This window comes from Roseitranquillus sediminis (assembly GCF_016918935.1).
Lineage (GTDB): Bacteria > Pseudomonadota > Alphaproteobacteria > Rhodobacterales > Rhodobacteraceae > Roseitranquillus > Roseitranquillus sediminis.
Genome location: NZ_JAFFOB010000018.1, coordinates 17,309 through 33,577 on the forward strand (window position 1 = coordinate 17,309; position 16,269 = coordinate 33,577).

13 protein-coding genes are annotated in these 16,269 nt (G+C 66.6%); 5 read left to right on the top strand and 8 right to left on the bottom strand.

All coding sequences use genetic code 11. The features are described 5' to 3' along the window. The first annotated feature begins 22 nt into the window (after positions 1-22). The 5 genes from JM664_RS11915 (at position 23) to JM664_RS11935 (ending at position 6,901) form a co-directional block, all read left to right on the top strand. The gene (locus JM664_RS11915; protein WP_227420151.1) at positions 23-2,548 is read left to right on the top strand and encodes a methyl-accepting chemotaxis protein; all 2,526 of its coding nucleotides are present in this window, start codon (positions 23-25) and stop codon (positions 2,546-2,548) included. Between the two features lie 200 nt (positions 2,549-2,748). Next, complete coding sequence (gene pdhA, locus JM664_RS11920) at positions 2,749-3,762, top strand: pyruvate dehydrogenase (acetyl-transferring) E1 component subunit alpha (protein ID WP_227420152.1); 1,014 nt, start codon at positions 2,749-2,751, stop codon at positions 3,760-3,762. Positions 3,763-3,880: 118 nt separating this feature from the next. Next, on the top strand, positions 3,881-5,266 hold the full coding sequence (locus tag JM664_RS11925; protein WP_227420153.1) for a pyruvate dehydrogenase complex E1 component subunit beta: 1,386 nt from the start codon (positions 3,881-3,883) through the stop codon (positions 5,264-5,266). After that, entirely contained in the window at positions 5,266-5,511 is a 246-nt protein-coding gene (locus JM664_RS11930) for a hypothetical protein (protein WP_227420154.1), read from the top strand. Before JM664_RS11925 ends, JM664_RS11930 begins: the two co-directional genes overlap by 1 nt. A 1-nt stretch (position 5,512) precedes the next feature. Further along, positions 5,513-6,901 carry a pyruvate dehydrogenase complex dihydrolipoamide acetyltransferase gene (locus JM664_RS11935; protein WP_227420155.1) on the top strand — a complete coding sequence of 463 codons (1,389 nt, stop codon included), beginning with the start codon at positions 5,513-5,515 and terminating at the stop codon, positions 6,899-6,901. Between the two features lie 427 nt (positions 6,902-7,328). On the opposite strand, the gene cysK is transcribed toward JM664_RS11935, so the two are convergent. The 8 genes from cysK to JM664_RS11975 form a co-directional block, all read right to left on the bottom strand. Further along, complete coding sequence (gene cysK / locus JM664_RS11940; protein ID WP_227420156.1) at positions 7,329-8,399, bottom strand: cysteine synthase A; 1,071 nt, start codon at positions 8,397-8,399, stop codon at positions 7,329-7,331. A 66-nt stretch (positions 8,400-8,465) separates the two neighbouring features. Beyond that, entirely contained in the window at positions 8,466-9,269 is an 804-nt protein-coding gene (gene cysE, locus JM664_RS11945; RefSeq protein ID WP_227420157.1) for a serine O-acetyltransferase, read from the bottom strand. A 69-nt stretch (positions 9,270-9,338) separates the two neighbouring features. After that, positions 9,339-9,701, bottom strand: a complete 363-nt coding sequence (locus tag JM664_RS11950; RefSeq protein WP_227420158.1) for a DUF7742 family protein — start codon at positions 9,699-9,701, stop codon at positions 9,339-9,341. Beyond that, entirely contained in the window at positions 9,701-10,408 is a 708-nt protein-coding gene (locus JM664_RS11955; protein ID WP_227420159.1) for a DUF2793 domain-containing protein, read from the bottom strand. Before JM664_RS11955 ends, JM664_RS11950 begins: the two co-directional genes overlap by 1 nt. After that, complete coding sequence (locus JM664_RS11960; RefSeq protein WP_227420160.1) at positions 10,405-14,322, bottom strand: baseplate multidomain protein megatron; 3,918 nt, start codon at positions 14,320-14,322, stop codon at positions 10,405-10,407. Before JM664_RS11960 ends, JM664_RS11955 begins: the two co-directional genes overlap by 4 nt. Further along, positions 14,322-14,765: an NlpC/P60 family protein gene (locus tag JM664_RS11965; RefSeq protein WP_227420161.1), complete on the bottom strand. Its 444-nt coding sequence runs from the start codon at positions 14,763-14,765 to the stop codon at positions 14,322-14,324. The genes JM664_RS11960 and JM664_RS11965 overlap by 1 nt, the downstream gene beginning before the upstream one ends. Further along, positions 14,762-15,634, bottom strand: coding sequence for a DUF2163 domain-containing protein (locus JM664_RS11970; protein ID WP_227420162.1), 873 nt, complete (start codon positions 15,632-15,634; stop codon positions 14,762-14,764). Before JM664_RS11970 ends, JM664_RS11965 begins: the two co-directional genes overlap by 4 nt. After that, on the bottom strand, positions 15,631-16,260 hold the full coding sequence (locus tag JM664_RS11975; protein WP_227420163.1) for a phage distal tail protein, Rcc01695 family: 630 nt from the start codon (positions 16,258-16,260) through the stop codon (positions 15,631-15,633). Before JM664_RS11975 ends, JM664_RS11970 begins: the two co-directional genes overlap by 4 nt. Positions 16,261-16,269: the final 9 nt, after the last annotated feature.

Genomic DNA, 16,269 nt, shown 5'->3' on the forward strand with positions numbered 1-16,269 from the left:
CGCCCACGAGGACCGGATTCTCATGCCGTTCAAGATAGCTCTCGACAGGCTGGACTTTACCAGCCGGTCGGTATTCCTGCGTTGCGCCGTTCTCCTTCTGCTCTGCACGGCGACCGTCGCAACCAGCATGTCGTACTTCTTCGTGCGCGGGTCGCTGGCGCTCGCGGAGGAGACGGTTCGCAGCAAGGCCCGCGGGCAGTCTGCGCTGTTGGCCGAGCGCATTGGCGAGCATGTGCAGTTCGAGCGCGCGGCGCCGGTCGCCGAAGCCGTCGCGGGAACGCTTTCGCAGAGCGAGGGCGCGGCACTGGGCAGCGTTGTCCTGGACGCCGCGGGCAATCACATAGTCGAGAGCGGCTTGGTGGTACCGGGTCTCTCCGCGCTCGCCGCACGGGCGCTGGCCGAGGGGCCGGTCGCATCGGCCGACGGACTCCAGGTCGCCCTGCCGGTCGCGACGGCGGCGGGCACGGTTGGCGCCATCGCCGTTGCATGGACAGCGGAGCCCTACACGGCCGAAATCTGGCGCAGCGAGCTGCGCTCCGGTCTCGTGGCGCTGGCGCTGCTGGCGGTGTCGCTTGGCGTCGCGACGTGGATCCTGCGCACGACCGTCACGCGCCCCCTGCTCGACGTCGGGCAGGCGATGGGCGAAGTGGCGGCGCGCCGCTTCGACGTCGAGGTGCCAGGCACCGGGCGACGCGACGAGATCGGACGGATCGCAAGCGCGCTCGAGCGCTTTCGCGGGGAAGCTCAGAAGGGCGAGGCGCTGGTCCGCGCGGGCGTCTTCAAGGGCGCCGGCTTCGACTGCTCATCGGCTGCGATGATGATGGCGGACGCGGACCTGAACATCGTCTACGTCAACGCCGCCTTCACCGACCTCGCGGCGCGGCTGGAGGAAGATTTCCGGCTGATCGACACCGAGTTCGACCCGGCGAACATCATCGGCAGCAGCATCGACCGCTTCCACAGGATGCCGGAGCACGCGCGCAAGATCATCGGCGACCCGTCGAACCTGCCATATAACGCCGCCTTCGGGATGGGCGCGAGCGTGATCGCGCTGGACATCGCCGGCGTGACTGATCACGAGGGCAAGCTCGTCGGCTACGTTGCCGAGTGGCAGGACGTGACGGTGGAGCGGCGCAACGCCGCGGTTCTCTCGGCGCTGGAAGCGATCCAGGCGACGGCTGAGTTCGGCGCCGACGGCAGGCTCCGCGACTGCAATGCCCTCTTCGCCCAAATGGCCGGCCGGAGTGCCGACGAATTGAAGGGCGCGAAGGCCGCCGAGCTGATCGGGTTCGAGGGCGGCGACATGGACGCGGCACTCGCCTCGGTCGAGCCGACGCGCGGGCGGTTCCGGCCGCTCTGCGCCGACGGCAGCCGAGCAGTTCTCGACGGCAGCCTGAACCCTGTGCTCGACGGCAAGGGCCAGGCGCGGTGCCACGTCCTGCTTGGCACGGACAACACCGCGAGTGAGGCCGAGCGCTCTGCCGCCCGCGCCGCGCGCGCCGCGATGGAGCGGGAGCAGAACGAGGTCGTGGACGCCCTTCGGGAAGCGCTGGGCCGGCTCTCGCGCGGCGATCTCTCCCGCCTCATCGAAGAAGCCTTCCCGGCCGACCACGAGCAGCTCCGCCACGACTTCAACGAGGCGATCGAGAAGCTTCGGGCGGCGATCGTGACCGTGATCGAGAACGCCGCGGCCATCGACATCGAGGCGCGCAACATCGCCGGCGCCGCCGACGACCTTTCGCAGCGTACAGAGACGCAGGCGGCGACGCTGGAGGAGACTGTGGCGGCGCTGAACCAGATCACCGAGAGCGTTCGCGTCACCAGCGAGGGCGCCCGGCGTGCCGATCAGGTCGTCACCGAGGCCCGCACCAGCGCCGAGGATTCTGGCACCGTGGTGGGCGAAGCCGTCCGCGCGATGGGCGAGATCGAGAAGTCGTCTGAGCAGATCTCCAAGATCATCGGGGTGATCGACGACATCGCCTTCCAGACCAATCTGCTGGCGCTGAACGCGGGCGTCGAGGCGGCGCGGGCTGGTGACGCGGGTCGCGGCTTCGCAGTCGTCGCCTCGGAGGTGCGCGCGCTGGCGCAGCGCTCGTCCGACGCGGCGCGCGAAATCAACGGTCTGATCTCGTCGAGCAGTAACCAGGTCAGGCGCGGCGTCGACCTGGTGGGCGAGGCCGGCAGGGCGCTGGAAGGCATCGTCGCCTCGGTGGCCGACATCTCGCGCCACGTCTCGGCCATCGCCTCGTCGGCGCAGGAGCAGTCCGGCGGCCTCGACGAGATCAACGTGGCGATGAAGCAGCTCGACCAGGTCACGCAACAGAACGCCGCCATGTTCGAGGAGACGACGGCCGCCAGCCACGCCCTCACCCGCGAGGCGGAGACGCTGAGCCATGCGACGCGGCTCTTCGACGTCGGCGGGGCCGGCAACGTGGTCACCGCGACGTTCCGCAGGACCACGCCGCCCGCGCAGCCTGCCATCGCCAGGGCGGCTGCCGCATCCGGCGGCAAGGCAGTTGCCGAAACGGAGGGCTGGGAGGAATTCTGATCCTCAGGCAGATGAACGTGATCGGGGGGGCCGGGGGCGGATGCGTTTCCGGCCCATTTCATGATCTCCGACCTTTCGCGCGATCGAGGCTGGACAAGCGCGTCCCGATGCCGCTGATTTGCACGTGCACTCGGACGAGCCATGATGTAGCCGGGTCATGAGCGCTAGAAAGTCCGCCGCGACAGGGAGGGTCCGACGAGATGGCAGCACGCAGAAGCACGAAGAAGCCCAGCGCCTCGAAGGAGGAGCTGCTGCGCTACTACCGGGACATGCTGCTGATCCGCCGCTTCGAGGAGAAGGCCGGTCAACTCTACGGGATGGGCCAGATTGGCGGCTTCTGCCACCTCTACATCGGACAGGAGGCCGTGGTCGTCGGGCTGGAGGCCTGCGCAGAGGAAGGCGACAGCCGCATCACCACCTACCGCGACCATGGCCACATGCTCGCCTGCGGCATGGATCCCAAGGGTGTCATGGCCGAGCTCACTGGCCGCCGCGACGGCTACTCCAAGGGCAAGGGCGGCTCGATGCACATGTTCAGCCGCGAAAAGAGGTTCTACGGCGGCCACGGCATCGTCGGCGCGAACGTGCCGCTGGGGGCCGGCATTGCGCTCGCCGACAAGTACCGCGGCAACGACCGTGTGACGTTCACCTATTTTGGCGACGGTGCGGCCAACCAGGGGCAGGTCTACGAGACCTACAACATGGCGGAGCTCTGGGACCTGCCAGTGATCTTCGTCATCGAGAACAACCGCTACGCCATGGGCACCAGCGTACAGCGGTCGACCAAGTCGCCGAGCCTCTGGGAGCGCGGCGCCGCCTACGGGATCGAGGGCGAGGAGGTCGACGGGATGGACGTGCTGGCCGTGAAGGCAGCGGGCGAAAAGGCGGTGAACTACTGCCGCTCCGGCAAGGGACCGTACATCCTCGAGGTCATGACCTACCGCTACCGCGGGCACTCGATGTCGGACCCGGCAAAGTACCGGACGCGGGACGAGGTCCAGAAGATGCGCGAGGAGCGCGATCCGATTGAGCAGGTGCGCAAGCGTCTGATCGAGGGCGACGCGACCGAGAACGAGCTGAAGGCGATCGACAAGGAGATCAAGGACATCGTCAACGAGTCCGCCGATTTCGCGCGCGAAAGCCCGGAGCCCGACGTCTCGGAGCTCTGGACCGACATCTATGCCAAGGACGTGCCGCAGGGGATCGAGGCGTGACCGCCGGCGGTTCGGCGCCCGGCCCGGGCAATTCGGCAACTACAGAAAGAACTAGCGCGGGCTGAACGAGCGGCGGCTCGATCCGCACAACCGAGGGTCTGAGGGGGAGAGAACAAGTATGGCGACGCAGGTACTGATGCCGGCCCTGAGCCCGACGATGGAAGAGGGCACGCTGGCCAAGTGGCTGGTGAAGGAGGGCGATACCGTATCGTCCGGCGACATCCTTGCCGAGATCGAGACGGACAAGGCGACGATGGAGTTCGAGGCGGTCGACGAGGGCATTGTCGGCAAGATCCTGATCGAGGAAGGCACCGAGGGCGTGAAGGTCAACACGCCCATCGCGGTGCTGGTCGAGGAGGGCGAGAGCGCCGAGGACGCCGCCGACGGAAAAGGCAGCGCGGCCGCTCCCGCGAACAAGGAGCAGTCGAGCGAGACCGCCCCCGACGAGAGCAAGGAGCACCCGGTCCCCGCCGAGCCGAGGTCGGCAGCGCCGGTAGAGCCCGAGGTCCCCGAGGGCACCGAGATGGTCAAGACGACCGTCCGCGAGGCGCTCCGCGATGCCATGGCCGAAGAGATGCGCCGCGACGATGCGGTCTTCATCATGGGCGAGGAGGTCGCCGAGTATCAGGGCGCTTACAAGATCACCCAGGGTCTCCTCGACGAGTTCGGCGCCAAACGCGTCATCGACACGCCGATCACGGAGCACGGCTTCGCCGGCATAGGCGTCGGTGCGGCGTTCGGCGGGCTGAGGCCGATCGTCGAGTTCATGACCTTCAACTTCGCAATGCAGGCCATCGACCAGATCATAAATTCCGCCGCGAAGACGCTTTACATGTCGGGCGGCCAGATGGGCTGCCCGATCGTGTTTCGCGGTCCGAACGGCGCCGCCGCGCGCGTCGCCGCGCAGCACAGCCAGGATTACGCGGCGTGGTACGCCAGCGTCCCGGGTCTGAAGGTGGTGCAGCCCTACTCCGCCGCCGACGCCAAGGGCCTCCTGAAGAGCGCCATCCGCGACCCGAACCCCGTCGTATTCCTCGAGAACGAGATCCTCTACGGGCGCTCGTTCGAGGTGCCGAAGCTCGATGACTTCACCGTGCCGCTCGGCAAGGCCAAGGTCTGGCGGCAGGGCAAGGACGTCACGATCGTCTCGTGGGGCATCGGCATGACCTACGCGCTCGAGGCCGCCGACGCGCTGGCCCAAGACGGGGTCGAGGCCGAGGTCATCGACATGCGCTGCCTGAGGCCACTCGACATGGCGACCGTGATTAAGAGCATCAAGAAGACCAATCGCTGCGTGACCGTCGAGGAGGGCTTCCCGGTTGCCTCAATGTCGGACCACATCAGTGCCACGATCATGCGCGAAGCGTTCGATTACCTCGACGCGCCCGTCCTTTCCTGCACCGGAAAGGACGTGCCGATGCCATACGCGGCCAACCTCGAGAAGCTGGCGCTGACTTCCACCAAGGAGGTACTGGAGGCGGTCAAGGCGGTGACCTACCGCTGATGCGTGTCGAGGGGTTCGACAGCTCCGCCAACGCCTGGCGAGTGACCTTCGAGGCCGATGGCCGGCCGCTCGTCGGTCTGGTGCCCGAGGCACTGGTGGCCGGCGGGACTGAGCGGCCTGGGCACCACGACGTTTACGCCTGGCTCGACCGACACGCGCGCCAGATCCATAGCGCGCTGATCACCAAGGCTCGCGGCGGAGAACCGCGGGCGCCTTACGACCGCCTGTCCCTGGGGGAGGACTGACATGCCGACCGAGATCCTGATGCCCGCATTGTCTCCGACCATGGAGGAAGGGACGCTGGCCAAGTGGCTGGTCAAGGAGGGCGACACCGTCAGCTCCGGCGACCTCCTCGCCGAGATCGAGACGGACAAGGCGACGATGGAATTCGAGGCGGTCGACGAGGGCGTCGTCGGCAAGATTCTTGTCGGCGAGGGTTCGGAAGGCGTGAAGGTCAACACGCCGATCGCGGTGCTGCTGGCCGAAGGCGAGAGCGCCGACGACATCGGCTCCCCCGCCGCGAAGCCGTCGGGAGATGCGCATACGGAACCTGCGGAAGCTTCGGACATCACGGCTCCGGCCCGCGGATATGGTCGTGGTGAGGCGAAGGATCAGGCGGCCCCTTCCGAGGCCGGAGGCGGAGCTGCCTCCGAAACATCGCGGCCAGCGCAGGATGCGCACGCGGGCGACCGCGTTTTCGCTTCTCCCCTCGCCCGGCGCATTGCAAAGGACCGGGGACTAGACCTCGCCCAGATCAAGGGATCGGGACCGCGCGGTCGCATCGTGAAAGTTGACGTGGAGAAGGCTGAGCCGGGCGCCGCCAACGCCGCCGTAAAGCCGGAAGAAAAGGCGGCCGATGGCAAGCCGACGCAAGCCGCGCCTGTTGCCGCGCCCGCCGCGACAGGCCCGGCTGCCGATCAGGTCATCGCGATGTACAAGGACCGCGAGTTCACCGAGGTGAAGCTCGATGGCATGCGCAAGACGATCGCCGCGCGCCTGACCGAGGCCAAGCAGACAATCCCGCACTTCTACCTCCGGCGCGAGATCCGACTGGATGCGTTGCTGAAGTTCCGCTCGCAGCTCAACAAGCAGCTAGAGAGCCGCGGCGTGAAGCTGAGCGTCAACGACTTCATCATCAAGGCATGCGCGCTGGCTCTGCAGCAGGTTCCGAAGGCCAACGCGGTTTGGGCCGGGGACCGCGTTCTGGAGCTCAAGCCTTCGGACGTCGCCGTCGCCGTCGCCATCGAAGGCGGCCTCTTCACCCCTGTCCTGAAGGATGCGCACCTGAAGTCGCTTTCGGCGCTTTCCGCCGAGATGAAAGACCTGGCCAAGCGCGCTCGCGAGCGCAAACTGGCTCCGCACGAGTACCAGGGCGGCAGCTTCGCCGTCTCGAACCTCGGGATGTTCGGCATCGACAACTTCGACGCCGTCATCAACCCGCCGCACGGAGCAATCCTCGCCGTCGGCGCGGGAGTGAAGAAGCCGGTGGTTGACGCGGACGGCGCAGTCACGACGGCCACCGTGATGAGCGTGACGCTGAGCGTCGACCACCGGGTCATCGACGGCGCGCTCGGCGCGGAGCTGCTGCAGGTGATCGCCGACGGGCTGGAGAACCCGATCTCGATGCTGGCCTGACCCGCCAGCGCCGAGGCATCGACAGGGTCAAGGCGCGACGGAGCGAGGCATCACCAGCGGTGCTTCCGGCGTCGCGGCTGCAATCGATCGTTCGGTGAGCTTGGCGGCGAGAGCCTGCGAGGCAGCATTATGACGACAATTGCTTGGGACGTTCCGTCGTGTCCGACCCGTGGCTGGTCATCCCGTGTCGCGGCTGGCCTGCAGGCGCCAAGGGGTCAGGCAAAGGCGCCCGACAATCTGCGGATGCCGACGATCACCTACAGCTCCAAGAGATTTTTTCATGTAAACACTCCGTGCCGCGCGCATCGGTTACCCGCCAAACGCCGAGCCTCCTGCCTCTTCCGCAGCCCTGCCTTCGAGGAAGCCACGCTCACCGAGCGTGAAGACTGAGCCGCCGCAGGTCCGAACCCGCGGCAGTCAGTTCGGTTCAGGGCATCTGGTAGCCGGGCGTCGACATCGAGATCGCCGCTTCCTCGGCATCCATATCCTCTCCGATCCCCTCGAAGAGCGGCGTCGAGAGGTACCGCTCGCCTGTATCGGGCAACATGCACAGGACCACAGTCCCCAGCTCCGCCCTCTCCGCGATCTGCATCGAGACAGCGAAAGTCGAGCCGCCGGAGACGCCGGTAAATATCCCCTCCTCCTTCGCGAGTCGGCGCGCCCACTCGATGCCGTCTGGGCCCGAAACCGGGATCAGCTCATCGCAGTAGCCGCTGTCGAGTGCCTCCTGCAGGACGAGGGGAATGAAGTCGGGGGTCCAGCCCTGGATCGGGTGCGGCTCGAAGGCAGGGTGGCTCTCCTCCGGGCCGCCGTCCGCGCCGCGCTTCTGCGGCTTCCCGCTCTTGACCAGCGCAGCGTTCGTCGGCTCCGAGAGCACGATCTTTGTCTCCGGCCTCTCCTTCCTCAGCACGCGGCCGACACCCGTGACGGTGCCGCCGGTGCCGTAGCCGGTGACGAAGTAATCCAACCGCTCGCCCGCAAAGTCGGCGACGATCTCACGCGCGGTCGTCGCCTCGTGCATGTCGGCGTTGGCCTCGTTCTCGAACTGCCGGGCATAGAACCAGCCGTTCTTGTCGGCGAGCTCTCTCGCCTTTCGGTACATGCCTAGTCCCTTCTCGGCCCGCGGCGTCAGCACGACCTTGGCCCCGAGGAAGCGCATCAGCTTGCGCCGCTCTACGGAGAAGCTGTCGGCCATCGTGATGACCAGCGGATATCCCTTGGCAGCGCAGGCCATGGCGAGGCCGATGCCGGTATTGCCGCTCGTCGCCTCGACCACCGTCTGCCCCGGCTTGAGCGCCCCCGAGCGCTCTGCCGCCTCAATGATACCAAGCGCCAGCCTGTCCTTGACGGATGCGGCGGGATTGAATGCCTCTACCTTCACGTAGATCGTCACGCCCTCGGGCGCCAGCCGGTTGATCCTGACGACAGGCGTGTCGCCAACAGTGTCGAGTATCGAATCGAAGCGCCGCCCGCGCCCCTCGGTTCGCCTAGTGGTCATGGTAGTCCCTCGCAATGTGGTCCGTCGCGAAACCTAGCACATACCGAAGGCCATCGAAGGCGTGTTCTATCCGTTGAGCAGGTGATTCATCGAGACGGACGGCTGCGAGCAACCGGCTTCGCCGATAACGCGGGCCGGAACGCCCGCGACCGTCTTCTTCGGTGGCACGTCCTCAAGCACGACCGAGCCGGCCGCGATCCGACTGCAGTTACCGACGCGGATGTTGCCGAGTACCTTGGCGCCCGCGCCGATCAGGACGCCGTCGCCGATCTTGGGATGCCGGTCCTCCTCCTCCTTGCCTGTGCCGCCGAGGGTCACGGAATGGAGCATCGAGACGTTGTCGCCCACAACCGCGGTCTCGCCTATGACGATAGAGTGCGCGTGGTCGATCATGATCCCCTGCCCGATGCGGGCGGCGGGATGAATGTCGACACCAAATTGCTCGCTCACCCGCATCTGGATGAAATATGCGAGGTCGTGCCGCCCCTGCCGCCAAAGCCAGTGACCGACGCGGTAGGCCTGCATCGCTTGATAGCCCTTGAAATAGAGTATCGGCTGGATCAGCCGGTGGCAGGCGGGATCGCGATCAAAGGTCGCCACCAAGTCCACCCGCGCGGCGCGGCCGATGGCGAGATCGGCGGCCATTGCCTCGTCCGCGACCTCCCGCAGGAACTGCTCCGACATGCCCGACGCCGTCAGCTTGGCAGCAAGCGAGTATGCCAGCGCACGCTCCATGGAAGCGTGGTGCAGGATGGCCGAATGCACGAGGCCGCCCAGCAGCGGCTCGTCCCGCACGATTTTTCGTGCGTCGTCGCAAATGCGCGACCACACGGGATCGAGCTCGGCGACGTTCAGGCGCGTTTCGACCATGCTGCTTCCTCTTGTGAGCCCGTTCAGCTTAATCCAAAATCGGTCAGGAGACCAAGGCTTGCCGTATCTTCAGGCCCCGCCGCTGCGATCGAGCGGAAGCCCCCCCTCCGCCTGATGCGCAAGCGACAAATAAACGTACGCGAGGACGCGACAATAGCTCGGATCTTCGAGCGGCGGCTCCGCCGACACCGCTCGCCGCAGCGCCGCGGCCATGAGCGAGCCGTCGCCCCAGACGGGGTGCGCGTGGCCAGTCTCGCGCCGGCATTGCTCCGCCTCGCGAGTCTCGGCAAGCATGCGGTGCATTACCCAGGCTCGGCGGTCACGCGGCACCGCCAGCAGCGCACGCGCTGCAGCGACAGCATCACCGTGCATGATCCGGCGCATGGCCCGCGCCGTGACGACCGGCGCGTGCGTCGGGGCCTCGTGCCGCATCACTCGGGCAGGCCAAGCTCGAAGAAGTGGATTGCGAGACGGATCAAGCCGGTTCCGTCGAAAGCACCGCCCTCCGCGGTCAGGAGCAGTGGCGTGTCGCCCCAGTAGGCCTGCGGCGTCGAGGTCAGGCCACGGAGCCAGGAACCAGCGTGGACTCCTATGCCACTGCCGTAGCGATCCGGCGAGGCCATCACGCCGATAGCGAAGGATTGGGCGCCGCCAATCAGTTCCTTGACCCGGCCCGTCACACCGAGGACGATGGCGCCGTCAGGAATTGCCTTTGTCGTCGCCGAGCTGTCCCCCGCCTCCACGACGTGGTCGAATTCGATTGTCTGCAGTGCATTGCCATTCGCAGGTGACGCGGCTTCTCCGCCCGATACGGCCTCCCAGGTGTCGAGGTAGGTCGCCAGCACATCCTCGTCTTCGATCCAAGCCCGCCAGCCGCGGGCGGGGCGCAGATACTCCCAGCCGCCTCCCGTGAAGATTGCGATCTGTCCTTCCTGCCCCGACCACTCGTCCACCGCATTGTCGGGCACGGCAAAGCACTGACCCTCCAGCGCATCCGCAGGTGCGTCGTTCCGGCTCCGCGAAACGAGGATCAGTTGGGTGAGCGCGTCGAGACGCAGGAGCGCCTCATTTACCGTCACGTGCTTTTGCGCTTGCGACGGCGCGAGCAGCGGCAGGTTCAGACGCGTCGTCTCACTCATCGTATCGTTCTCCTTGCGAATGGACCGGGACCGTAGCGATCGGAAACCTGCGCGACGGCGATGTCCCAGGGCCGAGCGATCCCGTCCTCGGCCTGCATCGCGGCGGAGTAGCTCCAGGCAGGTCCGTCTGCCGTTGCCTCGCGGACGACCAATCCGCCGGCCAGGATGCGGACGAGATAGATCTCCCGCGGTTCGTCGAGCGGCACGTCGTAGCCGGCCCAACTGTCTCCCTCGATCCGGCTCCGCCTCGTCCAGGTGGCGACCATGTTTCCCGCCCGTCTCCGGACCCGCAGGTGCGCCGGCATGTACGGCCTCAGACCCGCGCCGGCAAACGCCCGGATTTCGTGCGTGTAGGATGTGTCGTCGTAAGATCCGAAGGCAGGCCCGATCCGCCAATGCCGCTCCAGCCCACGGGCAGACGCCGGCAGGTCGACCTGCACGGGCGCGCCGTCGAGCAGCACGAAGCGGCTTCCGGCGAGGCGCAGCCTATTGAGCCCGTAGTCTGTGCCCGCCTGCCCGCGCAGTCGGAGGCGCAGGTCGTAGATGTTCGGACCCACGAGATCGGCCGACGCAAACTGGAGCACCTCCCAATCCTGCGCAGCCTCGTCACCCACTGCAGCGGCATTCGCTCCGTTCAGGACACGATCCCAAGTCGCAGAAGAAAGCGTCCCGCCATAGAGCCGCACACGGAGGGCCGGCCCGCGGTCCACCGCTCCGGCACGTGCCGGCAGGAGGTCGGTCAGCGTTTCGCCGATCACGGATGCCGCCTCGATCGTGCTGTTCAGCACGTACCCATCGTCGGAAGTCGAGGCAAAGACCGAGACGCGTCCCGGCCAAGGATCTGCACTCGCGGCGAGATGCGGCGCGTGCGGCACTTCGTTCCCCTTTAGGAGAGGCAGATCGAGGAACACCGGGAACACTGGCAGCGCAGGGAGAAAGTCCGGCAGCCGTGCCGGCACCTCGGTCGCCTCGACCGGGTGATAGATTTCGGGCTCGACCCGCACCGCCTCGATGAGTTGCAGGTCCGCTTGCTCGACCCGGTCCACGCGGTAGAGGCCACCTCCCTTCTCAAGGCGGATCGTGTCACCGGCGCCGATGAACGATCGGCTGGGCGGCAGGGCGAGCCGCACCTTGTCGCGCGAGACCCGCGTTTCGGCTAGCCATCGCTCGGTGATCTTCCGGCCCTCGGCCTGCGTCAGGACCAGCGGCAGCTCGGTGTGTGCGACGCCCAATCCTTTGTCGTCAGGAAAGACAGCCTCGGCGGCGCGGACTTCATAAATCCCGTCCGCCTCGACATGGGTCAGGCGCACACGGCCCGCGCTCTCCGCTTCTGGAACCCGCGTCGCTTCGACGTCGGCATCGAGTTCGTCGCAGATCGCAAGATCGTCGGCCGTCACCGTGGCATCCGCCACGCCGGTGCGGCTGCGAAAGGCAAGTCGTCCTTCCCGCTCGACGGCGTCGAATCCGAAGGCCAGCATCAGCGGCTGCAGCGCTGCCCTGGCTCCGTCCACGCGGTCGATGGTGTATCCGCGCACGACGCCGTGCAGGCGGTCGAGATCGAGCGCGTCGACGCCGGACCTCGCACAAATCTCGGCGACCACGTCGGCGAGCGATCGGGATGAAACACGTCCGGTCAGCCAGTGACCGCGGCTGTAGTTCTCGCCGTCGCTCCAGACGCCCACGGCTGCCGGAAACTGCGGATACGGCCGCGCGTCCCATGCCCAGACATGCGCGCGTCCCATGTCGACCATGAGACCACCATAGACCTCGGACCGCGGATTCTTCTCCGGGTCGCTCCAGTGCTGGAACATTGCGCGGAGGTACTGCATCTGGATGAGGTCGTCGCGCACTCCGGTCGAGTGGCGCGGCAGGTGCGATTCGGAGCTTTTCGGGTCGAGGAATTTGTTGGGCTCGTTGGTTCCCTTGTCGATGGCGGCGCATCCGAGTTCCGTGAACCAGATCGGCTTCGACTGCGGCTGCCACTCCGTCGGTTGCGCCGCGCGCACGCCGCTGCGGCGCTCGTGGTGCGGCTCTGACCACCAGGAGACCAAATCCTTGTAGCGATAGACCCACGGCTCGCCGTAGGCGCCGTCGGTGATCGGCGTCCGCTCCTGCCGTGCCTCCGCCTCCGCGTCGGCATAGTACCAGTCGAACCCCTCCCCGCCGGCGATATTCGCCTTCAGATAATCAAGGTTGTAGATCGAGCCCCAGGCAGCGTCGGCATGGTCCAGCCCATCGCGCCAGTCCGACAGCGGCATGTAATTATCGATCCCGATGAAGTCGATCGACGGATCGGCCCAGAGCGTGTCGAGGTGAAAGTAGAGATCATCCGACCCGTCCTGCGGCTGATAACCGAAATATTCGCTCCAGTCGGCGGCATAGCCGATGCGGGTATCAGGCCCCAGTACCTTGCGAACGTCCTGTGCCAGACGCTTCAGCTCGTCGACGGCCGGAAAGCCCTGCTCATCGCGGATCTGTGTCAGGCCTCGCATCTCCGAGCCGATGCAGAAGGCATCGACGCCACCTGCCGCGACGCAGAGGAACGCGTTGTGCAGGATGAAGCGGCGGAACGACCATTCGGGGGGGCCGGTGTAGGCTATGGTGTCGCCCGTGATGACGAAGTGCTCGGGTGAGGCCGTGCCGAAGAACTGCGCAACCTCCGCCAGTGCATCCACGCTTCCGTCCGGCGACCCAGGCCGCCCCGGAGCAGCCGACAGGGTAATGCGCCCGCGCCAGGGCAGCGCTGGCTGGTCGCTTGCATCGCTCCAGGGGTCCGGCAGGCCGTTACCATCCATCTGGTCCATCAGTATGAACGGGTAGAACACGGTCGCACTCCCGCGCGCGGCGATGGCGCGGATCGCCTGAATGACGGACTGGTCCGTCGGAGTGCCGCCGTAGACGGGGCGCCCCTCCTTGTACGGGACCTGCCGCGCCGCCTTCCGCGGCAGACCCGAGACGGTCCACGGGATACCCACACCATCCCGTTCACGGCGCTCGACCTTCGGACGCAGACTGCACTGGCCGCAGCGCAAGTCGTCACCGAACCAGGAGACGACGAGCGAGGTGGACTGCCATGTCGGCACCTCATCGCGCAAGGCGTCGAGCGATGTCACCAGGTCGGTGCGTCCGGAGGGCGAGTTGACGTTGGCGGAGCGGTTCCGGCCCGGATCATCCGAAAAATGGACCGGCGTCGTCGCGAGTGCGTACTCGCCCGTTCCGGGCATCAGCGCGACGCCGCGTATGGATCGCGCCAAGCCGATGGCCTCGCCCTCCGATCGCGGCTGTTCGGGGCGCATCACCTCGAAGCTGAACTGCGGCACCCTGTTGCCGTAGTGCCCGAGCTCCAGATCCTCGATAACGACGTAGGCGACGCCACGGTAGGCAGGTGCATTGCCGGCACCCTCGATCGCCTCGATCCGCGGATCGGGGCACTGGATCTCCGTGCCCTTGTAGACCCGCAGGTCGAAGTCACCTGCCGGGATCTCATTGCCGTCTGCCCAGATCCGCCCGACGCGCGTGATCTCTCCCTCACAGAGCGCCAAGGCTAGGCTCACGCTGTAGCTGTAGGTCGTGGACTCCTGCCGCGGCGCCCCTTTTCCACCGCCTTCGGTTTCTACCCGCTCGGTCCTCTTGCGCTCCTTGAAGCGCGACGACCAGATGACCTGTCCGGACAGGCGCACGCGTCCGTACACTTGCGAGATCGCCGCGCCTTCGCTTGCGCCGGTGAGGCGAAAGCGATCGACGCCTCCATGCTCGACAGCCTTAGAGCCTTCGCCCAAGATCCTCTGGTCGATAATGCGCCCCGCAGTCGCGCCGAGCGCGCGGCCGAGCATGGTCGACGTCAGGCCGAATGCACTGAAGCCGAACATGCCGCCGCTCGCCGCGCCGGCTGCAGACAATACAAGCGTTGCCATCAATCGTCTCCGGTAGGAAATGCGAAGCAGGCGACGATGCGCCGCCGCCAGGGGTCGGTCAGAAAGCTCTCGATCACCCCGTGACCGGAGTAGGCATGCACGAAAGTGGACCCGCCGCTCACAGCCAACAGGATGCCTAGATGCTTCGCTACCGATCCGTCCCTCATACGGAAGAGAAGGACGTCTCCCGGCAGAGCGTCGCCGGTCCCCTTTTCGATGAGGTGCCGGCGTGCTGCCGACCAGAGGCGCTCTTCGCGCTGCGGCTCCGCCCAGTCCGGCGTATAGGCCGGGACCGGCTCCGGCTCGCCTCCGTAGAGTTCGCGCCAAACGCCGCGGAGAAGGCCAAGGCAATCGGCGCCAGCGCCCTTGGTCGAGGCTTGATGACGATAAGGGGTGCCGACCCAGCCTTTTGCGGCGGCCACGATCGCATCTCTTGAACTCATGTCAGGCTGCCCCCGTCGTTCGGCTTGCGGTCGTTCGGATAGGCCAACAGCCAGTCCTCACCGGGGATGTGCGGGAAGCCGCGGAAGTTCAGGAAGTTGTCGAACTTCGCCTTGCAGGTCTCGTCCCGCTTGTCGCACCCGGCCTCCACCCGAACCATGTCGCCGCGGGCGATGGGCAGCCGTAGCGCCTGCCACAGCTCGAGGCCACGGCCGCTCTCTCCGTGGCGGTCGTTCTTGATGATTCCGACCAACCCCTTCGCCTCACCTGAGAGGACACTCAGGCGGCCGCGCTCGAACCAGCGCGCATCGAAGTCCTGCAGCGAGGTGAAGCTGAAGGCGCGACCTGCCTCGACGTGCTCGACCGGTACGTCCCGCGACCACCGCCCGTTCGACAGGTCGACGCGACAGTTCCTGTCTCCCAACACAGCAGAGCACTGCCGCTGATAGATTCTGCCCTGTGGCTGATTGAGCGCCTCAGTCATGCCGCGCAGCTCCACGCGAAAGGCTCCGCCGCTCCGGGTGATCTCGCCAAGCGTCCCGGTAAACTGGATCCGGCGCTCGGCCGGGTTCGTCCAATTCACGAGCCAGGCGGTAACGGTAGCCCCGTCGAGGCGGCCTGCTTCGACATCGGTCTCTCGAACCCCGTCGCCAGTCAGGACGCCAATTGCCTCGGAATTGTCGACCGAGAGCCCCGTGCCCTGCTGGAAGGCATGAGCCGTCATGCCGGAGTCGGCCCTGAAGGTCATGCCGGCGAAGCTGAGGTTCCGATCGTGGTCGGTGAAGCCAACGCTGAAGCCATCGCGCCTGACCAGACGCCAGCAGCGGCATACCGTCGTCGCTCCCGTCTGCAGATGCTCGAGCAGGCTCACAGCCGGATCTCCACGACGGGTACTGAAGGGATTTCGCCCGCAGCGAAGCTGGAGACCGAGATCTGGAGTCGATCAACGTCGAAGCGCACTGGGACGTCGAAAGTGAAGCCAGCCGTCACCTCCGCGCCTTCCGGCGGCGGCGCGGTAAATTCGACGGCGCCGGTCTGGTGATCCACCTGCCAATGCTCCGGCGGAAGGTCCTCGCCGCCGACAGCCACCGAGACCGTGCCCGCGACCGGCTTGACGATCGGCCGTACATAGCTCGCGCCGCCGGACGCGTATGTCTTTCCCAGCTGGAACGAGAGCTTCTCACCGTCACCCATTCCAAGACGCTGGTCAGCGGACGACGGCTCCTTGCTGGGCGCAGACGAAGTCCAGTCCGTCCAGTCCTTCCAGCGAAAACCGTGAAGTCGACCGCGCCGCGCCTCGAAGAACGCGATGAGCACATCGATGTCCGCGAGGGACCTCAGTCCCACTCCCGCGTCGTATCGGCGCCGCGAATGCTCCCACGGAGTGTTGCGCTCCTCGAACCCGTTCGCCAGCGCCACAACTTCCGTTCGCCTCTCCGGCCCTCCTGACGAGCCGAAGCTGAGCGCGATGGGAAACCTCACTTCGTGAAATGCCACGTGGCCTCT